This window comes from Mycobacterium talmoniae, assembly GCF_001854525.1.
Classification (GTDB): Bacteria; Actinomycetota; Actinomycetes; order Mycobacteriales; family Mycobacteriaceae; genus Mycobacterium; species Mycobacterium talmoniae.
Genome location: NZ_MLQM01000123.1, coordinates 1 through 16,619 on the forward strand (window position 1 = coordinate 1; position 16,619 = coordinate 16,619).

Sequence of the window (16,619 nt, forward strand, 5' to 3'; positions counted from 1 at the left end):
GACCAACCCGGTGCCCCGCGAGGTGTTGGTGCCGTGCCTGCCGGCCAACGCCGACCAGTTGACCGACTGGCTGTCCGGCCTGCGCGGGTCGCGGGTGGCGCTGAAGGTGGCGCGCCGCGGCGACAAGCGGGTCCTGGCCGAAACCGTGCAGCGCAACGCCAAAGAGGCGCTGCAGCAACACAAGCTGAAGCGGGCCGGCGACTTCACCGCTAGATCCGCTGCGCTGCAAAGCATTCAAGAAGCACTGGGGTTGGCTGATGCGCCGCTGCGCATCGAGTGCGTGGACATCAGCCACGTGCAGGGCACCGACGTGGTGGGGTCGCTGGTGGTGTTCGAGGACGGGTTGCCCCGCAAATCCGACTACCGGCACTTCGCCATCCGGGAGGCCGCCGGGGACGGCCGCTCCGACGACGTGGCCTCGATCGCCGAGGTGACCCGCCGACGCTTCGTGCGCCATCTGCGTGACCAGCAGGACCCGGATATGCTGACCGCCGAAGGCAAGTCGCGCCGGTTCGCCTATCCGCCGAACCTGTACGTCGTGGACGGGGGCGCCCCGCAGGTCAACGCCGCTGCGGCGGTGCTGTCCGAGCTCGGCATCACCGACGTCGCCACGATCGGGCTGGCTAAACGGCTGGAAGAGGTGTGGGTGCCCGCCGAACCGGATCCGGTGATTATGCCGCGCAACAGCGAAGGCCTGTACTTGCTGCAGCGCATCCGCGACGAGGCGCACCGGTTCGCCATCAGCTACCACCGCAGCAAACGATCGAAGCGGATGACCGCGTCGGCGCTGGATTCGGTGCCCGGTTTGGGGGAACATCGTCGCAAGGCGCTGGTCGCGCATTTCGGTTCGGTGGCCCGGCTGCGGGAGGCCACCGTCGACGAGATCACCGCGGTGCCCGGCATCGGCGCCAGGACCGCCGCGGCGGTCCTGGCAGCCTTGGGGTCTGGCCCCGAGCCGCCCGGGGTGGTCGCGACGACTCGAGGGGAGCGGGCATCGGGATGACCGAGCATGGAACGGGGGAAGGTGTGCGCGAGCGTCACTCCGGCGCCGGCGAATCCGGGATCGACGTGGTCCTGGTGACGGGGCTGTCCGGGGCGGGGCGCGGCACCGCGGCCAAGGTCCTCGAGGACCTGGGCTGGTATGTCGCCGACAACCTGCCCCCGGAGCTGATCACCCGGATGGTGGACTTCGGGCTGGCCGCCGGGTCGCGGATCACCCAGCTGGCGGTGGTGATGGACGTGCGGTCCCGCGGCTTCACCGGCGACCTGGACTCGGTGCGCACCGAGCTGGCCACCCGCGGCATCAGCCCGCGGGTGCTGTTCATGGAGGCGTCGGACGACATGCTGATCCGCCGCTACGAAAACAACCGCCGCAGCCACCCGCTGCAGGGGGAGCAGACCCTGGCCGAGGGCATCGCCGCCGAACGGGCCATGCTGGCGCCGGTGCGCGCGGCCGCCGACCTGATCATCGACACCTCCACCCGGTCGGTGCGCGAACTGCGGGAGAGCATAGAACGGGCGTTCGGCACCGAGGCCGTCGCGCACACCAGCGTCACCGTGGAGTCCTTCGGCTACAAATACGGCCTGCCGATGGACGCCGACATGGTGATGGATGTGCGGTTTTTGCCCAACCCGCACTGGGTCGACGAGCTGCGTCCGCACACCGGTCAGCACCCGGCGGTGCGCGACTACGTGCTGGGCCAGCCCGGTGCGGCCGACTTTCTCGATACCTACCATCGGTTGCTGTCCCTGGTTGTCGAGGGCTATCGCCGAGAGGGGAAGCGCTACATGACCGTTGCCATCGGGTGTACCGGCGGCAAGCATCGCAGCGTGGCCATCGCCGAAGCGTTGGCGGCGCTGCTGGAGGCCCAGGGCGGCGATGCCCTCCTGTCGGTGCGGGTCCTGCACCGGGATCTGGGCCGCGAATGAGCCAGCGCATTGTCGCGTTGGGCGGCGGACACGGACTGTATGCGACGCTGTCGGCGGCTCGGCGGATCACCCCGCACGTCACCGCGGTGGTGACGGTCGCCGACGACGGCGGCTCGTCGGGCCGGCTGCGCAGCGAACTCGATGTGGTGCCCCCGGGGGATCTGCGGATGGCGTTGGCGGCGTTGGCCTCCGACAGCCCGCACGGGCGGCTGTGGGCCACCATCATCCAGCACCGCTTCGGCGGCAGCGGCGCGCTGGCCGGGCACCCGATCGGCAACCTGCTGCTGGCCGGACTCAACGACGTGCTGGCCGACCCGGTCGCGGCCCTCGACGAGTTGGGCCGGATGCTGGGGGTCAAGGGCCGGGTGCTGCCGATGTGCCCGATCGCGCTGCAGATCGAGGCCGACGTGTCCGGCCTGGAGGCCGATCCGCGCATGTTCCGGCTGATCCGCGGCCAGGTGGCGATCGCCACCACCCCGGGCAAGGTGCGTCGGGTCCGGCTGCTACCCGGCGACCCGCCGGCCACCCGGCAGGCGGTGGACGCCATCATGACCGCCGACCTGGTGGTGCTCGGGCCCGGGTCGTGGTTCACCAGCGTCATCCCGCATGTGCTGGTGCCCGGGCTGGCCGCGGCGCTGCAGGCCACCCCGGCGCGCCGGGCGCTGGTGCTCAACCTGGCCGCCGAGCCGGGGGAGACCGCGGGGTTCTCGGTGGAGCGACACCTGCACGTGCTGGCCCAGCACGCGCCCGGGTTCACCGTCCACGACATCATCATCGACGCCGAACGGGTGCCCAGCGACCGGGAACGCGAGCAGCTGCGGCGCACCGCCACGCTGCTGCAAGCCGATGTTCAGTTCGCCAACGTCGCTCGACCTGGTACACCTTTACATGACCCAGGAAAGCTGGCGGCGGCGCTGGACGGGGTCCGGGTGCGCGGCTCCAGCTCGGCGCCGCCCACCGTCCCGAGCCCTGTCTCGAAGCCGGTTGAGGCGGGCGGCCAACAGACCGGCATGGCGGGACCCCGCCGGAACGGACCGGGAGGTGACGACGCGTGGCGATGACGGCCGATGTCAAGGATGAGCTGAGCCGCCTGGTGGTGAGTTCGGTGAGCGCGCGCCGCGCCGAGGTGGCCTCGCTGCTGCGGTTCGCCGGCGGATTGCACATCGTGTCCGGCCGGGTGGTGGTCGAAGCCGAGGTCGACCAGGGCATCATCGCGCGACGACTGCGCAAGGACATCTTCGACCTGTACGGCTACAACTCCGTGGTGCATGTGCTCTCGGCCAGCGGGATCCGCAAGAACACCCGGTATGTGCTGCGGGTCGCCAACGATGGGGAGGCCCTGGCTCGCCAGACCGGCCTGCTGGATCTGCGCGGCCGCCCGGTGCGCGGGTTGCCGGCCCAGGTGGTGGGCGGCAGCATCGGCGACGCCGAGGCGGCCTGGCGCGGCGCGTTCCTGGCGCACGGGTCGCTGACCGAGCCGGGGCGCTCCTCGGCGCTGGAGGTCAGCTGCCCGGGCCCGGAGGCCGCGCTGGCGCTGGTGGGCGCGGCCCGCCGGATGGGGGTCAGCGCCAAGGCCCGCGAGGTGCGCGGCGCCGACCGGGTGGTGGTGCGCGACGGGGAGGCGATCGGTGCGCTGCTGACCCGGATGGGCGCCCAGAGCACCCGGCTGGTCTGGGAGGAGCGCCGGATGCGCCGCGAGGTGCGGGCCACCGCCAACCGGCTGGCCAACTTCGACGACGCCAACCTGCGCCGCTCGGCGCGCGCGGCGGTCGCCGCGGCCGCCCGGGTGGCGCGGGCCCTGGAGATCCTCGGCGACACGGTGCCCGACCATCTGGCCGCGGCCGGCAAGCTGCGCGTCGAGCACCGGCAGGCGTCGCTGGAGGAGCTGGGTCGGCTGGCCGACCCGCCGATGACCAAAGACGCTGTGGCCGGCCGCATCCGGCGGCTGCTGTCGATGGCCGACCGCAAGGCCAAACAGGACGGCATCCCCGACACCGAGTCGGCGGTCACCCCCGACCTCCTCGAAGACGCCTAGTTCGGCTTGCCGCGAGCGTGCGTGTCCCCGGTCGACACGCCGAGGAAAAACCCGGTTCTGCGCACGCTCGCGGGCCGCTGGGCGGCGATAACCGCCGGTGCTCGACGGCGGTAAGCGCCACACTTGACGGGTGAATGTCGGTAAGTCGCTGTCCGCGGTGGCCCAACAGATGTACAGCCACCGCGACGAGTTCGTCGTCGACCTGGTGGAGGTGACGAAGGCGGAGATCCGGGCTCTCGACCACGACACCCGGATGGTGGACCTGCTGACGGCCAGCATCACCGAGGTCGTCGTTGCCGGCATTCACCATGTGGATCTGGAGGCGCCGGACGCGCCGGTGCAGGCCCCGACGGCCGCGTTGGCCTACGCACGGGCGCTCGCCCAGCGCGACGTTCCGCTGTCGGCGTTGATCCGGGCGTACCGGATCGGCCATGCCCGCTTCGTGGAATCGGCGATGCAGCACGCGTCGTCGTTGGAGCCCGACGTGCGGGTGCCGACGATCATCGAACTGGTCAACCGCGCGGCCCGTTTCATCGACGTGGTGTGTGACCAGGTGGGGGTCGCCTACGAGCAGGAGCGCGACCGGTGGGTGAGCCGGCGCAGCGGCCTGCGCCAGCAGTGGGTCGGCGAGGTGCTCGCCGGTGAGCCGGTCGATCTGCACCGGGCCGAGGAGGCGTTGGGCTACCGGTTGGACGGTCGGCATCTGGCGGCGGTGGCGTGGGCGGACGCGGCGGTGCCCGCCGGTGATGCGGCGGCCCTCTTCGATCAGGTGCGGTCGCGGGCGGCCGCCGAGCTGGGCGCGGTGGGGCGCCCGTTGATGGTCCCGACCGACGAACGCGAAGTGCGGCTGTGGTTTTCGCTGCGCGGCGGCGACCGGATCCACCCCGCGCGGGTGCGGGCGGCGCTGGAATCCTCCGGTTTGCGCGCCGGCCTGGCGTTCGGCGACGTGGGTCAGGGCCTCGGTGGTTTTCGCCGCTCGCTGACGCAGGCCGAACGGGTCAAGGCGGTGGCGCTGGCCGGCCGCGGCCGACCCGCCACCCACGTCGTTTTCTATGCCGAGGTCGCGCCGATCGCGTTGATGGCCGGCGACCTGGACGGGCTGCGCAGTTTCGTCGCCGACGCGCTGGGTGAGCTCAGTGTGGACGACGAGCGCAACGAGTGGCTCCGCGAGACGCTGCGCGAGTTCTTGGCCCGCAACCGCAGCTATGTGGCGACGGCCCACGCCATGATCCTGCACCGCAACACCATTCAGTACCGGGTGGCGCAGGCAATGGAACTGTGTGGGCAGAGCTTCGATGACCCCGACGCCCCGAACGCCCTGGTGGGGGTGCAGATCGCGCTGGAGGTCTGCCGGTGGATGGCCCCGGCGGTGCTGCGCCCGGCGAAGCGCACCACCGCCAGCCGCTGACGCCGTTTCGTGCTGTCCGTACAACGGTGAGGACGAGCTTCGTCCCCGGCGACTATGGTCTAGGCCACTTTTAGCGCCGTACTGTTACGCCCAGCAACGGTGAATCGCCAGTTGAGGAGGCTAACGATGCATTTCGCGACATTGCCGGACCAGCGCGCCGCGCACGACCCGCACGGTGCGGCGTTAGCCGATCAGCACAACGGGCAGCTGACGAACGCCCAGCTGCTGCAGCGGGTGCAGGACGCCGCCGACCGCTTTCGGCGTGCCGGGGTCGGCGCCGGTGACGTCGTCGCGGTGCAACTGCCCAACCGGATCGAGCTGATCGTGGCGTTGTTCGCCGCGTGGCGGCTCGGTGCCGCCGCGACACCGGTTAACCCGGCCCTGACACCCAGCGAAACCGACTTTCAGCTCGCCGACTCCGCGGCGCGGATCCTGGTCTGCGACGACGCCGCGTCGGGTCACGCCACCGCCGGCTACCCGGTGCTGACGCTGAGCCAGTTGACCGGTCACGACGACACCGCGCCGCAACCAGCCGACCCGGTGCTGTCGAAAGACGCTGTGGCCCTGCTGGTTTACACCAGCGGAACCACAGGGCGACCCAAGGGCGTGGAATTGACCCACGCCAACATCATGGCGATGGCGCAGTCGATGATCGCGTTCACCGGGCTGGGCCCCGCCGACCACAGCCTGCTGATCTTGCCGCTGTTTCACGTCAACGGCATCGTGGTCAGTGTGTTGGCCCCGCTGCTGGCGGGAGGACGGGCCACGGTGGCGGGCCGGTTCGACCCGACCACCTTCTTCGACCTCGTCGAACGGATCAGGCCCACAACGTTTTCCGCGGTCCCTACCATTTACGGCATGTTGGCCGCGCTGGGCGACGACGTGGTGCCCGACACCAGTTCGCTGCGGTACGCCGTCTGCGGGGCGGCACCGATGCCGGTCGAGCTGATCCGCCGGTTCGAAGGCCGCTACCACGTCCCGATCGTTGAGGGCTACGGACTGTCGGAGGGTACCTGCGCCGCCACCAGCAACCCGCTGCACGGGGTGCGCAAACCCGGCACCGTCGGCATCGCCCTGCCCGGGGTGCAGGTCGCGACGATGAACGACCGGGGCCAGTTGGTCACCGACGGTTCGCCCGGTGAGGTCGTCATCAAGGGGCCCATCGTGATGCGCGGCTACCTCAACCGGCCCGAGGAGACCGCGAAGACAATCATCGACAGCTGGCTGCACACCGGCGATATCGGCGTCCTGGACGCCGACGGCTATCTCACCCTGGTCGACCGGGTGAAGGACATGATCATTCGCGGCGGGGAAAACATCTACCCCAAAGAGATCGAGTCGGCCATCTACACCCACCCCGACGTGCGGGAGGCCGCCGTGGTCGGCCGCCCCGACCCGGTCTACGGCGAAGTTCCGGTGGCGTTTGTGTTCTTCCGGGACGGCGCCGACACCACGCCCGACACGCTGCGCGAGCACCTCACGAAGTCGCTGGCCAAATACAAGCTGCCCACCGAAATCATCGCGGTGGCAGGGCTTCCCAAGAACCCGGTCGGCAAGATCGACAAGCCGGCCCTGCGCCGCCGATTCGTCACCGCCACCACCTGACACCCAACGAGGTCATCATGGGATTCATCACACCGTCGGTTCCCGACGTCGACTCCGCCAGCTGGCGCACCCGCCCGTGGCGCGACCGGATCCAGGTTTGCAGCCGGCACTGGGCCGAACACGGCTTCGGCACCCCGTCGGCGATCTATCTGCTCTACCTGCTGAAAATCGGGGCGTATGTGGCCGGCGCCGCGGCGGTCATCGCGCTGACCCCGGGGTTGGGCGGGCTGGGTCGCATCGCCGACTGGTGGACGCAGCCGATCGTGTACCAGAAGGTCGTCGTGTTCACCCTGCTGTTCGAGATCCTGGGGTTGGGCTGCGGATCGGGCCCGCTGACCGGCCGGTTCTGGCCGCCGATCGGTGGCGTCCTGTACTGGTTGCGGCCCAACACCATTCGGCTACCGCCCTGGCCGGGGAAAGTTCCGTTCACCCGCGGCGACAGCCGCACCCTCGTTGACGTCGCGCTGTACGCCACCGTGCTGATCTGCGGGGTGTGGGCGCTGCTGTCGCCCGGCCACGGCGGCCCGGTCACCGACACCGGCGACGTCGGCCTGCTCGACCCGATGCTGGTGGTGCCGATGATCATCGCCCTGGTGCTGCTGGGGCTGCGCGACAAGACCATCTTCCTGGCCGCCCGGGCCGAGCACTACGGGCTCACCCTGCTGGTGTTCTTTTTTCCGTACCTCGACCAGATGGCGGCGTTCAAAATCATCCTGCTCGGACTGTGGTGGGGAGCGGCGACCTCCAAGCTCAACCACCACTTCCCGTACGTGGTGGCGGTGATGATGAGCAACAACGCGCTGCTGCGGCCCAAGGTGTTCACCTGGTTCAAACGCAAGCTCTACCGCGACCCGGTCCACGACCTGCGGCCCACCCGGTTACCGCACCTGATGGCCCACGTGGGCGGCACCACGGCGGAATTCATCGTGCCGGCGGTGCTGGTGTTCGTCGCCGGCGACCAGCCGTGGCGCTGGATCCTGATCGGGTTCATGGTGATCTTCCACCTCAACATCATTTCCAACCTCCCGATGGGGGTCCCGTTGGAGTGGAATGTGTTCTTCATCTTCTCGCTGTTCTACCTGTTCGGTCACTACGGCGCGATCCAGGTTTACGACCTGCACTCGCCGCTGCTGCTGGGCATCCTGATCATCGGGTTGGTCGTGGTGCCGATCGCGGGAAACCTGTTTCCCCAACAGATTTCGTTCCTGCCCGGGATGCGCTACTACGCCGGGAACTGGGCCACCAGCCTGTGGTGCTTCCGCGACGGCGCCGAGGACATCATCGAAAGCAACGTGGTGAAAAGCTCGGCGCTGGTGATCAACCAGTTGACCAAACTCTATGACGCGGCCACCGCCGAACTCGTGGCCGACAAGGTTCCGGGGGCGTTCCGCTCCCTGCACTTGCACGGCCGGGCCCTCAACGGGCTGCTGCCCCGCGCGATCGACGACGAGGCCGACTACAACATCCGGGAGGGCGAAATCGTCGCCGGGCCGCTGATCGGCTGGAACTTCGGCGAAGGTCACCTGCACAACGAGCAATTGGCGCACGCGGTGCAGCGGCGCTGCCAGTTCGCCGACGGGGACCTGCGGGTCATCATCCTGGAAGGCCAGCCCATCCACCGCCAAACGCAGGCCTACCGCATCGTCGACGCCAAATCCGGGCTGATCGAGGCGGGCTATGTCACCGTGGAGGACATGCTGAGCCGTCAGCCCTGGCCCGAACCCGGCGATGAGTTCCCGGTGCACGTCACCGCCCGCGGCACCGACAAAGCCGCCCGATGACTAAGGCCGTCGTCGTCGGCGCCGGACCCAACGGGCTGGCCGGCGCGATCCACCTGGCCCGCAACGGGGTTGACGTGCAGGTGCTCGAGGCCGCCGACACCATCGGCGGGGGAGCGCGCTCCGGCGAGCTGACGGCGCCCGGGGTGATCCACGATTACTGCTCGGCCGCGCACCCGATGGGGGTGGGTTCACCGTTCTGGAACGACATCGACCTGCCGCGGTACGGGCTGACCTGGAAATGGCCGGAGGTCGACTGCGCCCACCCGCTCGACGACGGCACCGCCGGGGTGCTGTACCGGTCGCTGGACACCACCGTGGCCGGGATGGGCCCCGACGCCCGCCGGTGGCGGCTGGCGGTGGGCGACCTGGCGGTCGGCTTCGACGAGTTGGGCGAGGATCTGATGCGCCCGGCGCTGCACGTCCCGCGCCACCCGATCCGGCTGGCCGCGTTCGGGCCGCGCGCGGTGCTGCCCGCCACGGTGCTGGCGCGGTGGTTTCGCACCGCGCAGGCCCGCGCGCTGTACGGCGGCGCGGCCGCGCACGCGTTCACCCGGCTGGACCGGCCGCTGACCGCGGCGATGGGATTGATGTTTTTGGCCAGCGGCCACCGCTACGGCTGGCCGGTCGCCGAAGGCGGATCGGGGTCGATCACCGCGGCCCTGGCCGCCGCGCTGAAGCAACACGGCGGCGCGATCGCTACCGGGGTCCCGGTCACCGGCCGCGCCGATATTCCCGACGCCGACATCGTGCTGCTCGACCTGAGTCCGGCCGCGGCGCTGCAGATTTACGGCGACGCCCTGCCCGGCCGGATCAAACGGGCCTATCGGCGCTACCGGTACGGCTCCGCGGCGTTCAAGGTCGACTTCGCGATCGACGGCGACATCCCGTGGACCAACCCGGCCTGTCGGCGGGCGGGCACCGTGCACCTGGGCGGCACGTTCGAGCAGATCGCGCACAGCGAACGCGAACGCGCGGCCGGCCGAATGCCGCAGCGGCCGTTCACCCTGGTCGGGCAGCAGTACCTGGCCGACCCGACGCGGTCGGCCGGCGGCATCAACCCGATCTGGTCCTACGCGCACGTGCCGTTCGGCTACACCGGGGACGCCACCGACGCGGTCATCGATCAGATTGAGGGCGCCGCACCGGGATTCCGTGACCGCATTGTGGCCACTGTCAGCAAATCCACCGCCCAGCTGCACAGCTACAACCCGAACTACCTCGGCGGCGACATCATCGGCGGCGCCAATGATCGGCTGCAGGTGCTGTTTCGCCCGCGGGTGGCGGTCGACCCGTACTTCACCGGGGTGCCGGGGGTATACCTGTGCTCGCAATCCACCCCGCCGGGCGCCGGGATTCACGGGCTGTGCGGCTATTACGCCGCGCAATCGGCGCTGCGGCGGCTGCCCCGCTGATTGGTGAGTTAGAGCCGCTGCGCCGTCGGGTGGTCGAGGTGCTATTCGGGCTCGACCACCGGTACTGGTGACACTGGACCACAGCCGCGGTGGGGGCGTTCCTTCCGCTGTGACTGCAACGCGATCTCAGGTTCATTCGGGCGCTGCGGTTCCCATATATGTAGTCAAAGTTGCAGCGACTATTTATAGTGGGAGTGGTGAAGACGATCACGATCACGATTCCCGAGGAGCTTGACGTGCGGGCTGCTGCGGAGGCGCGTCGTCGTGGTATCTCCAAGTCCGAGCTAATCCGCCTCGGCCTTGGCGCGGTCCTCTCGCCACCGTCCGACGACACCGGGGGGGATCCCTGGCGGTCCCTGGCCGGGTTCGGGTCCAGTGAGGTCTCGGTGGACCCGGGCGAGATCGACGAGGTCGTGTACGGCAGGTGAAGTTCGCCGACACCGGGTGGTGGGTGGCGTGGGCGCTGCCGGGAGACGCGCACCATGATCACGCGCTGGCCATGCTGAGCGCCCTCGGACGCTCCGAGCAGATCCTCACCACGAACCTGGTTGCGGGCGAGACCTGGACCTTCCTGCGTCGCAAGGACAGCCATCGCACCGCACTGGCCTTTCTCGACCGGCTCGACGTTCTGACCAACACTGATCGGCTGGTCGTGCACCGAGTAACCGAGGACCAGGAAGCCGCGGCCTGGGACTGGCTGCGCAAGCACGACGAGCGGGTGTACTCGTTCGTGGACGCGACGAGCTTTCGGGTGATGCGCGATCGGCGTCTGCGTGAAGCTTTCGCGTTCGACCGGGACTTCGCGGCGGCCGGGTTCGTCGAGGTCCACGGCCCTCAGTAGGGCCCTGCTGGCGCATTATTCGGTGGCGTCGTCGCTATCGGCGCCTGACTCCGGCTCGGTGGACCGCAGCTCCGCCGGGCTGCGGACGTCGACGAGATCGCTGATGATCTGGAAGTCGGCGAAATTGTCAGTCAGAAGCGGTACGTCGTGGACTTTCGCGGTCGCGGCGATGACCAGGTCGACGGCGCGCCGACGCAGCGGGCCGCCGCGCTGGCGCACGGCGGCGGATAATCGGCCCCATTCGCGGGCGATCTCGGTAGTGACGGGCAGGGGATCGAACGCCGACTCAATCGCCCCCAGACGGGCGGTACGACGGGCGCGCTCGTCGTCGTCGGCGGCAACCAGCACACCGAAGTGGAGTTCGGCGATCGAGGCAACGCTGATCGCGGCCTCGATGTCTGGCGGGGGATCCGCACCGATGAGGACAGAGGTGTCGAGCAGCGCGCGCATCACGCGAACGGATCGGCAAGCGGTGCCGCGAACTGCTCGAGATCTGCGTCGAGTGTCTTCGGGGCGGGAGCGCGCCAGATGGAACGCAACGCCTGACCGCTGACCCACCGCCGAGGCGTAGTCGGGCCCAACTGTGCCACTGGCCTGCCGGCCACAGTGATCGTGATTTCCTCGCCAGCTTCCGCGCGGCGGAGCACCTCAGCCACGTTGTTGCGCAGCTCCTTCTGCGGGATCACGGCCATCACTCGACGGTAGCAGGACTGCTACCTCGGTTCTTGGCCCGCCAGATCGCAAGTTCACCGAGGCTCGCGAGCACCCCACCCACCCCGCCGAGGTAGGCCTTGACCAGGTCCCCCGCGGAAACGTCGGCGCCAACAGGTAGTGCAGTCAGCCAGGCGATCGCGTCGTCACGCTCGTCGTTGCCGAACACCCGCACCGGGCACGGCATCCAGGCCCCGATGCGCCGGGCCGGTATCCGGATCCAGTCGATGTCGCTGACCACCGCGCAGCCGTCCAGCAGCCGCGCGTAGCTCGACCCCAGCCGGCCGTCGGCCCACAGCGCGCCCGGGGTGATGCGCTGAAAGCCCGGACCGAACTGGTAGAGCAGGCGCAGCCGGCCCCCGGCCTGCCGCGTCCGGTCGACCAGCGGCGCAAAGACCCGCCGGTAATCGGAGGCCGTCAGGGTGCCGCCGGCCTCCAGGGCCTGGATGCCGGCGGGCGCACCCGCAAGTTCTTTGAGCATCACAACCACCTGCTACCAACGCTACGTCCAGCGACCCGTCACCGCCCGCACACGCGCCCGGGAGCGCCCATTAGGCTGGCCGGTGGAGCACACCAGCAGACTGCAAAACGCGAGGAGAAAGACCAGTGACGGTCCGGGTAGGCGTTAACGGCTTTGGTCGCATCGGACGCAACTTCTTCAGGGCATTGGACGCGCAGAAGGCCCAGGGCGCCGGCACCGACATCGAGATTGTCGCGGTCAACGACCTGACCGACAACGCCACCCTGGCGCACCTGCTCAAATTCGACTCGATCCTGGGCCGGCTGCCGCATGACGTCACTCTCGAGGGCGACGACACCATCGTCGTCGGCAACACCAAGATCAAGGCGCTGGAGGTCAAGGAGGGCCCGGCCGCGCTGCCCTGGGGTGACCTGGGCGTTGACGTCGTCGTCGAATCCACCGGCATCTTCACCAACGCCGCCAAGGCCAAGGGCCACCTGGACGCCGGCGCCAAGAAGGTGATCATCTCCGCGCCGGCCACCGACGAGGACATCACCATCGTGCTGGGCGTCAACGACGACAAGTACGACGGCAGCCAGAACATCATCTCCAACGCCTCGTGCACCACGAACTGCCTGGGCCCGCTGGCCAAGGTGCTCAACGACGAGTTCGGCATCGTCAAGGGCCTGATGACCACCATCCACGCCTACACCCAGGACCAGAACCTGCAGGACGGCCCGCACAAGGACCTGCGTCGCGCCCGCGCCGCCGCGGTCAACATCGTGCCGACCTCCACCGGCGCCGCCAAGGCGATCGGGCTGGTGCTGCCCGAGCTGAAGGGCAAGCTCGACGGGTACGCACTGCGGGTGCCGATCCCCACCGGGTCGGTCACCGACCTGACCGCCGAGCTGAGCAAGTCGGCGTCCGTTGAGGACATCAACGCCGCGTTCAAGGCCGCCGCCGAGGGGCGCCTGAAGGGCATCCTCAAGTACTACGACGCGCCGATCGTGTCGTCCGACATCGTCACCGACCCGCACTCCTCGCTATACGACGCGGGCCTGACCAAGGCGATCGACAACCAGGCCAAGGTGGTGTCCTGGTACGACAACGAATGGGGCTACTCCAACCGGCTGGTCGACCTGGTCGCCCTGGTCGGCAAGTCCCTGTAACCCGCCGTGACGCTCAAGACGCTCGACGACCTTCTGGCCGAAGGAGTTTCGGGCCGGGGCGTGCTGGTGCGCTCCGACCTGAACGTTCCGCTCGACGACGCCGGCTCCATCACCGACCCGGGGCGCATCACCGCGTCGGTGCCGACGCTCCAGGCGCTGGTCGAGGCCGGCGCCAAGGTGGTGGTGACCGCGCACCTGGGCCGACCCAAGGGCGCACCCGACCCGGCGCTGTCGTTGGCGCCGGTCGCGGCCGCGCTTTCCGAGCAGCTGGGACAGCATGTGCAGCTGGCCGGCGACGTGGTCGGCTCCGACGCGCTGGCCCGCGCCGAGGGATTGACCGACGGCGATGTGCTGCTGCTGGAGAACATCCGGTTCGACCCGCGCGAGACCAGCAAAGACGACGGCGAGCGGGTGGCGTTGGCCCGTCAGCTCGCCGAGTTGGTGTCCGGCGCCGACGGTTCGCCCGGCGCGTTCGTCTCCGACGGGTTCGGCGTGGTGCACCGCAAGCAGGCCTCGGTCTACGACGTGGCCACCCTGTTGCCGCACTACGCCGGCACGCTGGTGGCCGCCGAAACCCAGGTGTTGGAGCAGCTGACCAGTTCCACCGACCGGCCCTACGCCGTGGTGTTGGGCGGGTCGAAGGTGTCCGACAAGCTGGCCGTCATCGAGTCGCTGGCCACCAAGGCCGATTCCATCGTGATCGGCGGCGGCATGTGCTTCACCTTCCTGGCCGCCCAAGGCCTTTCGGTGGGCACCTCGCTGCTGGAAACCGACATGGTCGACACCTGCCGTCGGCTGCTGGACACCTACGCCGACGTGCTGCGGTTGCCGGTCGACATCGTGGTCGCCGATAAGTTCAGCGCCGACGCCACACCGGAAACCGTTGCCGCCGACCAGATCCCGGACGACAAGATGGGCCTGGACATCGGGCCGGGATCGGTACAGCGGTTCACCGCGCTGCTGTCCAACGCCCAAACCATCTTCTGGAACGGTCCGATGGGGGTGTTCGAGTTCCCGGCGTTCGCGGCCGGCACCAAGGGGGTGGCCGAGGCGATCGCCGCCGCCACCGCCAAGGGCGCGTTTTCCGTGGTCGGCGGCGGGGACTCCGCGGCGGCGGTGCGCGCCCTGGGGCTGCCCGCCGACGGCTTCTCGCACATCTCCACCGGGGGTGGTGCGTCGCTGGAATACCTTGAGGGCAAAACCCTGCCCGGCCTGGAGGTGCTGGACCAATGAGCCGCAAGCCGCTGATCGCCGGCAACTGGAAGATGAACCTCAACCACTTCGAGGCGATCGCCCTGGTGCAAAAGGTCGCGTTCTCGCTGCCGGATAAGTACTTCGACAGGGTCGATGTCACGGTGCTGCCGCCGTTCACCGATCTGCGCAGCGTGCAGACCCTGGTCGACGGCGACAAGCTGCGGCTGACCTACGGCGCCCAGGACCTGTCCCAGCACGACTCGGGCGCCTACACCGGCGACATCAGCGGCGCCTTTTTGGCCAAGCTGGGCTGCAGCTTCGTCGTCGTCGGGCATTCCGAGCGGCGCAGCTACCACGGTGAGGACGACGCCCTGGTGGCGGCCAAGGCCGCGGCCGCGCTCAAACACGAGCTGACCCCGATCGTGTGCCTGGGCGAACACCTGGAGATTCGGGAATCCGGCAACCACGTCGAGCACTGCGTGACCCAGCTGCAAGGCTCGCTGGCCGGGCTGTCTGCCGAGCAGATCGCCCAGGTCGTCATCGCCTACGAGCCGGTCTGGGCGATCGGCACCGGGCGGGTGGCCGGCGCCGCCGACGCCCAGGAGGTGTGCGCGGCGCTGCGGGCCGAACTGGGCCAGCTGGCGTCGCCGCAGGTCGCCGAGCAGGTGCGGGTCCTCTACGGCGGGTCGGTGAACGCCAAAAACATCGGCGAGCTCGTTGCGCAGGACGACGTGGACGGGGCGCTGGTCGGCGGGGCCTCGCTGGACGGGGAGCAGTTCGCGACGCTGGCCGCCATCGCCGCCGGCGGACCGCTGCCCTGACCTGCTGCGCCGCACGCTGGTGTCGATTTCGGCGCAGCGAACGCAGCCGGTAGGCTTTCGGCCATGGTGTTAGGGCTGCAGATCCTCTTGGTGATCACCAGCGTGTTGCTGGTGCTGCTGGTGTTGCTGCACCGCGCCAAGGGCGGCGGTTTGTCGACGCTGTTCGGCGGCGGCGTGCAGTCCAGCCTGTCCGGCTCGACCGTGGTGGAAAAGAACCTGGACCGGCTGACGTTGTTCGTGGTCGGCATCTGGCTGGTGTCCATCGTCGCGATGGCGTTGCGAATCAAGTACGCCAGCTGATTTTCTGACCGCCGCCCACCGGCCGGGCGGCACACTGGGGGCATGGCCGACGTCAGCGACCCCGCCCTGGAGCCCATCGGTGCGGTGCACCGCACCCGCCTCGGCCGCGAGGCCACCGAGCCGATGCGCGAAGACATCCGGCTGCTCGGCGCGATCCTGGGCGACACCATCCGCGAACAGCACGGCGATGCGGTGTTCGACCTGGTCGAGCGGGCCCGGGTGGCGTCGTTTCGGGTGCGCCGCTCCGAGATCGACCGGGCCGAGATGGCGCGGCTGTTCGCCGGCCTGCCGATCGGCCAGGCGATCCCGGTCATCCGGGCGTTCAGCCACTTCGCATTGCTGGCCAACGTGGCCGAAGACATCCACCGGGGACGGCGCCGCGCCGTGCACGTCGCCGCCGGCGAGCCGCCCCAGGACAGCAGCCTGGCCGCCACCTACCTGAAACTCGATGCGGCCCACTTGGACTCGGCCACCGTCGGCGACGCGCTGCGCGGTGCGCTGGTGTCCCCGGTCATCACTGCGCATCCGACCGAGACTCGGCGCCGCACCGTGTTCGCCACCCAGCACCGCATCACCGAACTGATGCGGCTGCACGCCGAGGGGCGCACCGACACCGACGACGGCCGCGCCATCGAACCCCAACTGCGCCGCCAGGTCCTCACCTTGTGGCAGACCGCGCTGGTCCGGTTGGCCCGGCTGCAGATCGCCGACGAGATCGACGTCGGGTTGCGCTACTACCCGGCGGCGTTCTTCGAGGTGATCCCGCGGGTCAACGCCGAGGTGCGGCAGGCGCTGCGGGCCCGCTGGCCCGACGCCGACCTGCTGGCCGAGCCGATGCTGCGCCCCGGGTCGTGGATCGGCGGGGACCGCGACGGCAACCCGAACGTGACCGCCGCGGTGGTGCGGCTGGCCACCAGCAGCGCCGCGCAGACCGCGCTGGCGCACTACCTGGC

18 protein-coding genes are annotated in these 16,619 nt (G+C 69.6%); 15 read left to right on the forward strand and 3 right to left on the reverse strand.

The genetic code is table 11. The annotated features are described in order from the left end of the window. The 10 genes from uvrC to BKN37_RS19190 all read left to right on the forward strand — a co-directional run. Positions 1-1,003, forward strand: a 1,003-nt coding sequence (uvrC, locus tag BKN37_RS19145; protein ID WP_108772717.1) for an excinuclease ABC subunit UvrC, incomplete at its 5' end; no start/stop codon positions are given. Then, entirely contained in the window at positions 1,000-1,929 is a 930-nt protein-coding gene (gene rapZ / locus BKN37_RS19150) for an RNase adapter RapZ (protein WP_071028545.1), read from the forward strand. The genes uvrC and rapZ, both read left to right, overlap by 4 nt. Further along, positions 1,926-2,990 (forward strand): YvcK family protein, encoded by a 1,065-nt coding sequence (locus tag BKN37_RS19155; RefSeq protein WP_071028546.1) that lies wholly within the window; start codon positions 1,926-1,928, stop codon positions 2,988-2,990. The genes rapZ and BKN37_RS19155 overlap by 4 nt, the downstream gene beginning before the upstream one ends. Then, the gene (gene whiA, locus BKN37_RS19160) at positions 2,987-3,964 is read left to right on the forward strand and encodes a DNA-binding protein WhiA (protein WP_083341903.1); all 978 of its coding nucleotides are present in this window, start codon (positions 2,987-2,989) and stop codon (positions 3,962-3,964) included. Before BKN37_RS19155 ends, whiA begins: the two co-directional genes overlap by 4 nt. A 169-nt stretch (positions 3,965-4,133) precedes the next feature. After that, the gene (locus tag BKN37_RS19165) at positions 4,134-5,372 is read left to right on the forward strand and encodes a PucR family transcriptional regulator (protein WP_071028559.1); all 1,239 of its coding nucleotides are present in this window, start codon (positions 4,134-4,136) and stop codon (positions 5,370-5,372) included. Between the two features lie 126 nt (positions 5,373-5,498). Beyond that, complete coding sequence (locus BKN37_RS19170; protein WP_071028548.1) at positions 5,499-6,977, forward strand: class I adenylate-forming enzyme family protein; 1,479 nt, start codon at positions 5,499-5,501, stop codon at positions 6,975-6,977. Positions 6,978-6,994: 17 nt separating this feature from the next. Then, complete coding sequence (locus tag BKN37_RS19175) at positions 6,995-8,758, forward strand: DUF3556 domain-containing protein (RefSeq protein WP_071028549.1); 1,764 nt, start codon at positions 6,995-6,997, stop codon at positions 8,756-8,758. Continuing rightward, positions 8,755-10,170 carry a phytoene desaturase family protein gene (locus BKN37_RS19180; RefSeq protein ID WP_071028550.1) on the forward strand — a complete coding sequence of 472 codons (1,416 nt, stop codon included), beginning with the start codon at positions 8,755-8,757 and terminating at the stop codon, positions 10,168-10,170. The genes BKN37_RS19175 and BKN37_RS19180 overlap by 4 nt, the downstream gene beginning before the upstream one ends. A gap of 197 nt (positions 10,171-10,367) precedes the next feature. Beyond that, on the forward strand, positions 10,368-10,598 hold the full coding sequence (locus BKN37_RS19185; RefSeq protein ID WP_131823650.1) for a ribbon-helix-helix protein, CopG family: 231 nt from the start codon (positions 10,368-10,370) through the stop codon (positions 10,596-10,598). Next, positions 10,595-11,011, forward strand: a complete 417-nt coding sequence (locus tag BKN37_RS19190) for a type II toxin-antitoxin system VapC family toxin (protein ID WP_071028552.1) — start codon at positions 10,595-10,597, stop codon at positions 11,009-11,011. The genes BKN37_RS19185 and BKN37_RS19190 overlap by 4 nt, the downstream gene beginning before the upstream one ends. A gap of 15 nt (positions 11,012-11,026) precedes the next feature. Here the strand turns inward: BKN37_RS19190 and BKN37_RS19195 are convergent, their stop codons facing one another. From BKN37_RS19195 to BKN37_RS19205, 3 genes are read right to left on the reverse strand one after another with little or no spacing between them, the layout of a single operon-like run. Further along, on the reverse strand, positions 11,027-11,461 hold the full coding sequence (locus BKN37_RS19195; protein ID WP_071028553.1) for a PIN domain-containing protein: 435 nt from the start codon (positions 11,459-11,461) through the stop codon (positions 11,027-11,029). Next, positions 11,461-11,703: a type II toxin-antitoxin system Phd/YefM family antitoxin gene (locus BKN37_RS19200; RefSeq protein ID WP_071028560.1), complete on the reverse strand. Its 243-nt coding sequence runs from the start codon at positions 11,701-11,703 to the stop codon at positions 11,461-11,463. The genes BKN37_RS19195 and BKN37_RS19200 overlap by 1 nt, the downstream gene beginning before the upstream one ends. After that, entirely contained in the window at positions 11,703-12,203 is a 501-nt protein-coding gene (locus BKN37_RS19205) for a SpoIIAA family protein (protein ID WP_071028554.1), read from the reverse strand. Before BKN37_RS19205 ends, BKN37_RS19200 begins: the two co-directional genes overlap by 1 nt. A gap of 125 nt (positions 12,204-12,328) precedes the next feature. On the opposite strand from BKN37_RS19205, the gene gap reads away from it, so the two are divergent. The 5 genes from gap to BKN37_RS19230 form a co-directional block, all read left to right on the forward strand. Beyond that, positions 12,329-13,351, forward strand: coding sequence for a type I glyceraldehyde-3-phosphate dehydrogenase (gap, locus tag BKN37_RS19210; protein ID WP_071028555.1), 1,023 nt, complete (start codon positions 12,329-12,331; stop codon positions 13,349-13,351). A gap of 6 nt (positions 13,352-13,357) precedes the next feature. Next, the gene (locus BKN37_RS19215; RefSeq protein ID WP_071028556.1) at positions 13,358-14,584 is read left to right on the forward strand and encodes a phosphoglycerate kinase; all 1,227 of its coding nucleotides are present in this window, start codon (positions 13,358-13,360) and stop codon (positions 14,582-14,584) included. Further along, complete coding sequence (tpiA, locus tag BKN37_RS19220) at positions 14,581-15,366, forward strand: triose-phosphate isomerase (protein WP_071028557.1); 786 nt, start codon at positions 14,581-14,583, stop codon at positions 15,364-15,366. The genes BKN37_RS19215 and tpiA overlap by 4 nt, the downstream gene beginning before the upstream one ends. A gap of 63 nt (positions 15,367-15,429) precedes the next feature. After that, on the forward strand, positions 15,430-15,666 hold the full coding sequence (gene secG / locus BKN37_RS19225; RefSeq protein ID WP_071028558.1) for a preprotein translocase subunit SecG: 237 nt from the start codon (positions 15,430-15,432) through the stop codon (positions 15,664-15,666). A 42-nt stretch (positions 15,667-15,708) separates the two neighbouring features. After that, the coding region (locus tag BKN37_RS19230; RefSeq protein ID WP_131823651.1) for a phosphoenolpyruvate carboxylase at positions 15,709-16,619 on the forward strand (911 nt) is incomplete at its 3' end.

Bases quoted from the DNA above. Each gene is read 5' to 3' on its own strand.
- BKN37_RS19170 (WP_071028548.1), top strand. From the start codon at position 5,499: ATGCATTTCGCGACATTGCCGGACCAGCGCGCCGCGCACGACCCGCAC.
- whiA (WP_083341903.1), top strand. From the start codon at position 2,987: ATGACGGCCGATGTCAAGGATGAGCTGAGCCGCCTGGTGGTGAGTTCG.
- rapZ (WP_071028545.1), top strand. From the start codon at position 1,000: ATGACCGAGCATGGAACGGGGGAAGGTGTGCGCGAGCGTCACTCCGGC.
- BKN37_RS19195 (WP_071028553.1), bottom strand. From the start codon at position 11,461: ATGCGCGCGCTGCTCGACACCTCTGTCCTCATCGGTGCGGATCCCCCG.
- BKN37_RS19175 (WP_071028549.1), top strand. From the start codon at position 6,995: ATGGGATTCATCACACCGTCGGTTCCCGACGTCGACTCCGCCAGCTGG.
- BKN37_RS19165 (WP_071028559.1), top strand. From the start codon at position 4,134: ATGTACAGCCACCGCGACGAGTTCGTCGTCGACCTGGTGGAGGTGACG.
- secG (WP_071028558.1), top strand. From the start codon at position 15,430: ATGGTGTTAGGGCTGCAGATCCTCTTGGTGATCACCAGCGTGTTGCTG.
- BKN37_RS19180 (WP_071028550.1), top strand. From the start codon at position 8,755: ATGACTAAGGCCGTCGTCGTCGGCGCCGGACCCAACGGGCTGGCCGGC.
- BKN37_RS19200 (WP_071028560.1), bottom strand. From the start codon at position 11,703: ATGGCCGTGATCCCGCAGAAGGAGCTGCGCAACAACGTGGCTGAGGTG.
- BKN37_RS19155 (WP_071028546.1), top strand. From the start codon at position 1,926: ATGAGCCAGCGCATTGTCGCGTTGGGCGGCGGACACGGACTGTATGCG.
- tpiA (WP_071028557.1), top strand. From the start codon at position 14,581: ATGAGCCGCAAGCCGCTGATCGCCGGCAACTGGAAGATGAACCTCAAC.
- BKN37_RS19205 (WP_071028554.1), bottom strand. From the start codon at position 12,203: ATGCTCAAAGAACTTGCGGGTGCGCCCGCCGGCATCCAGGCCCTGGAG.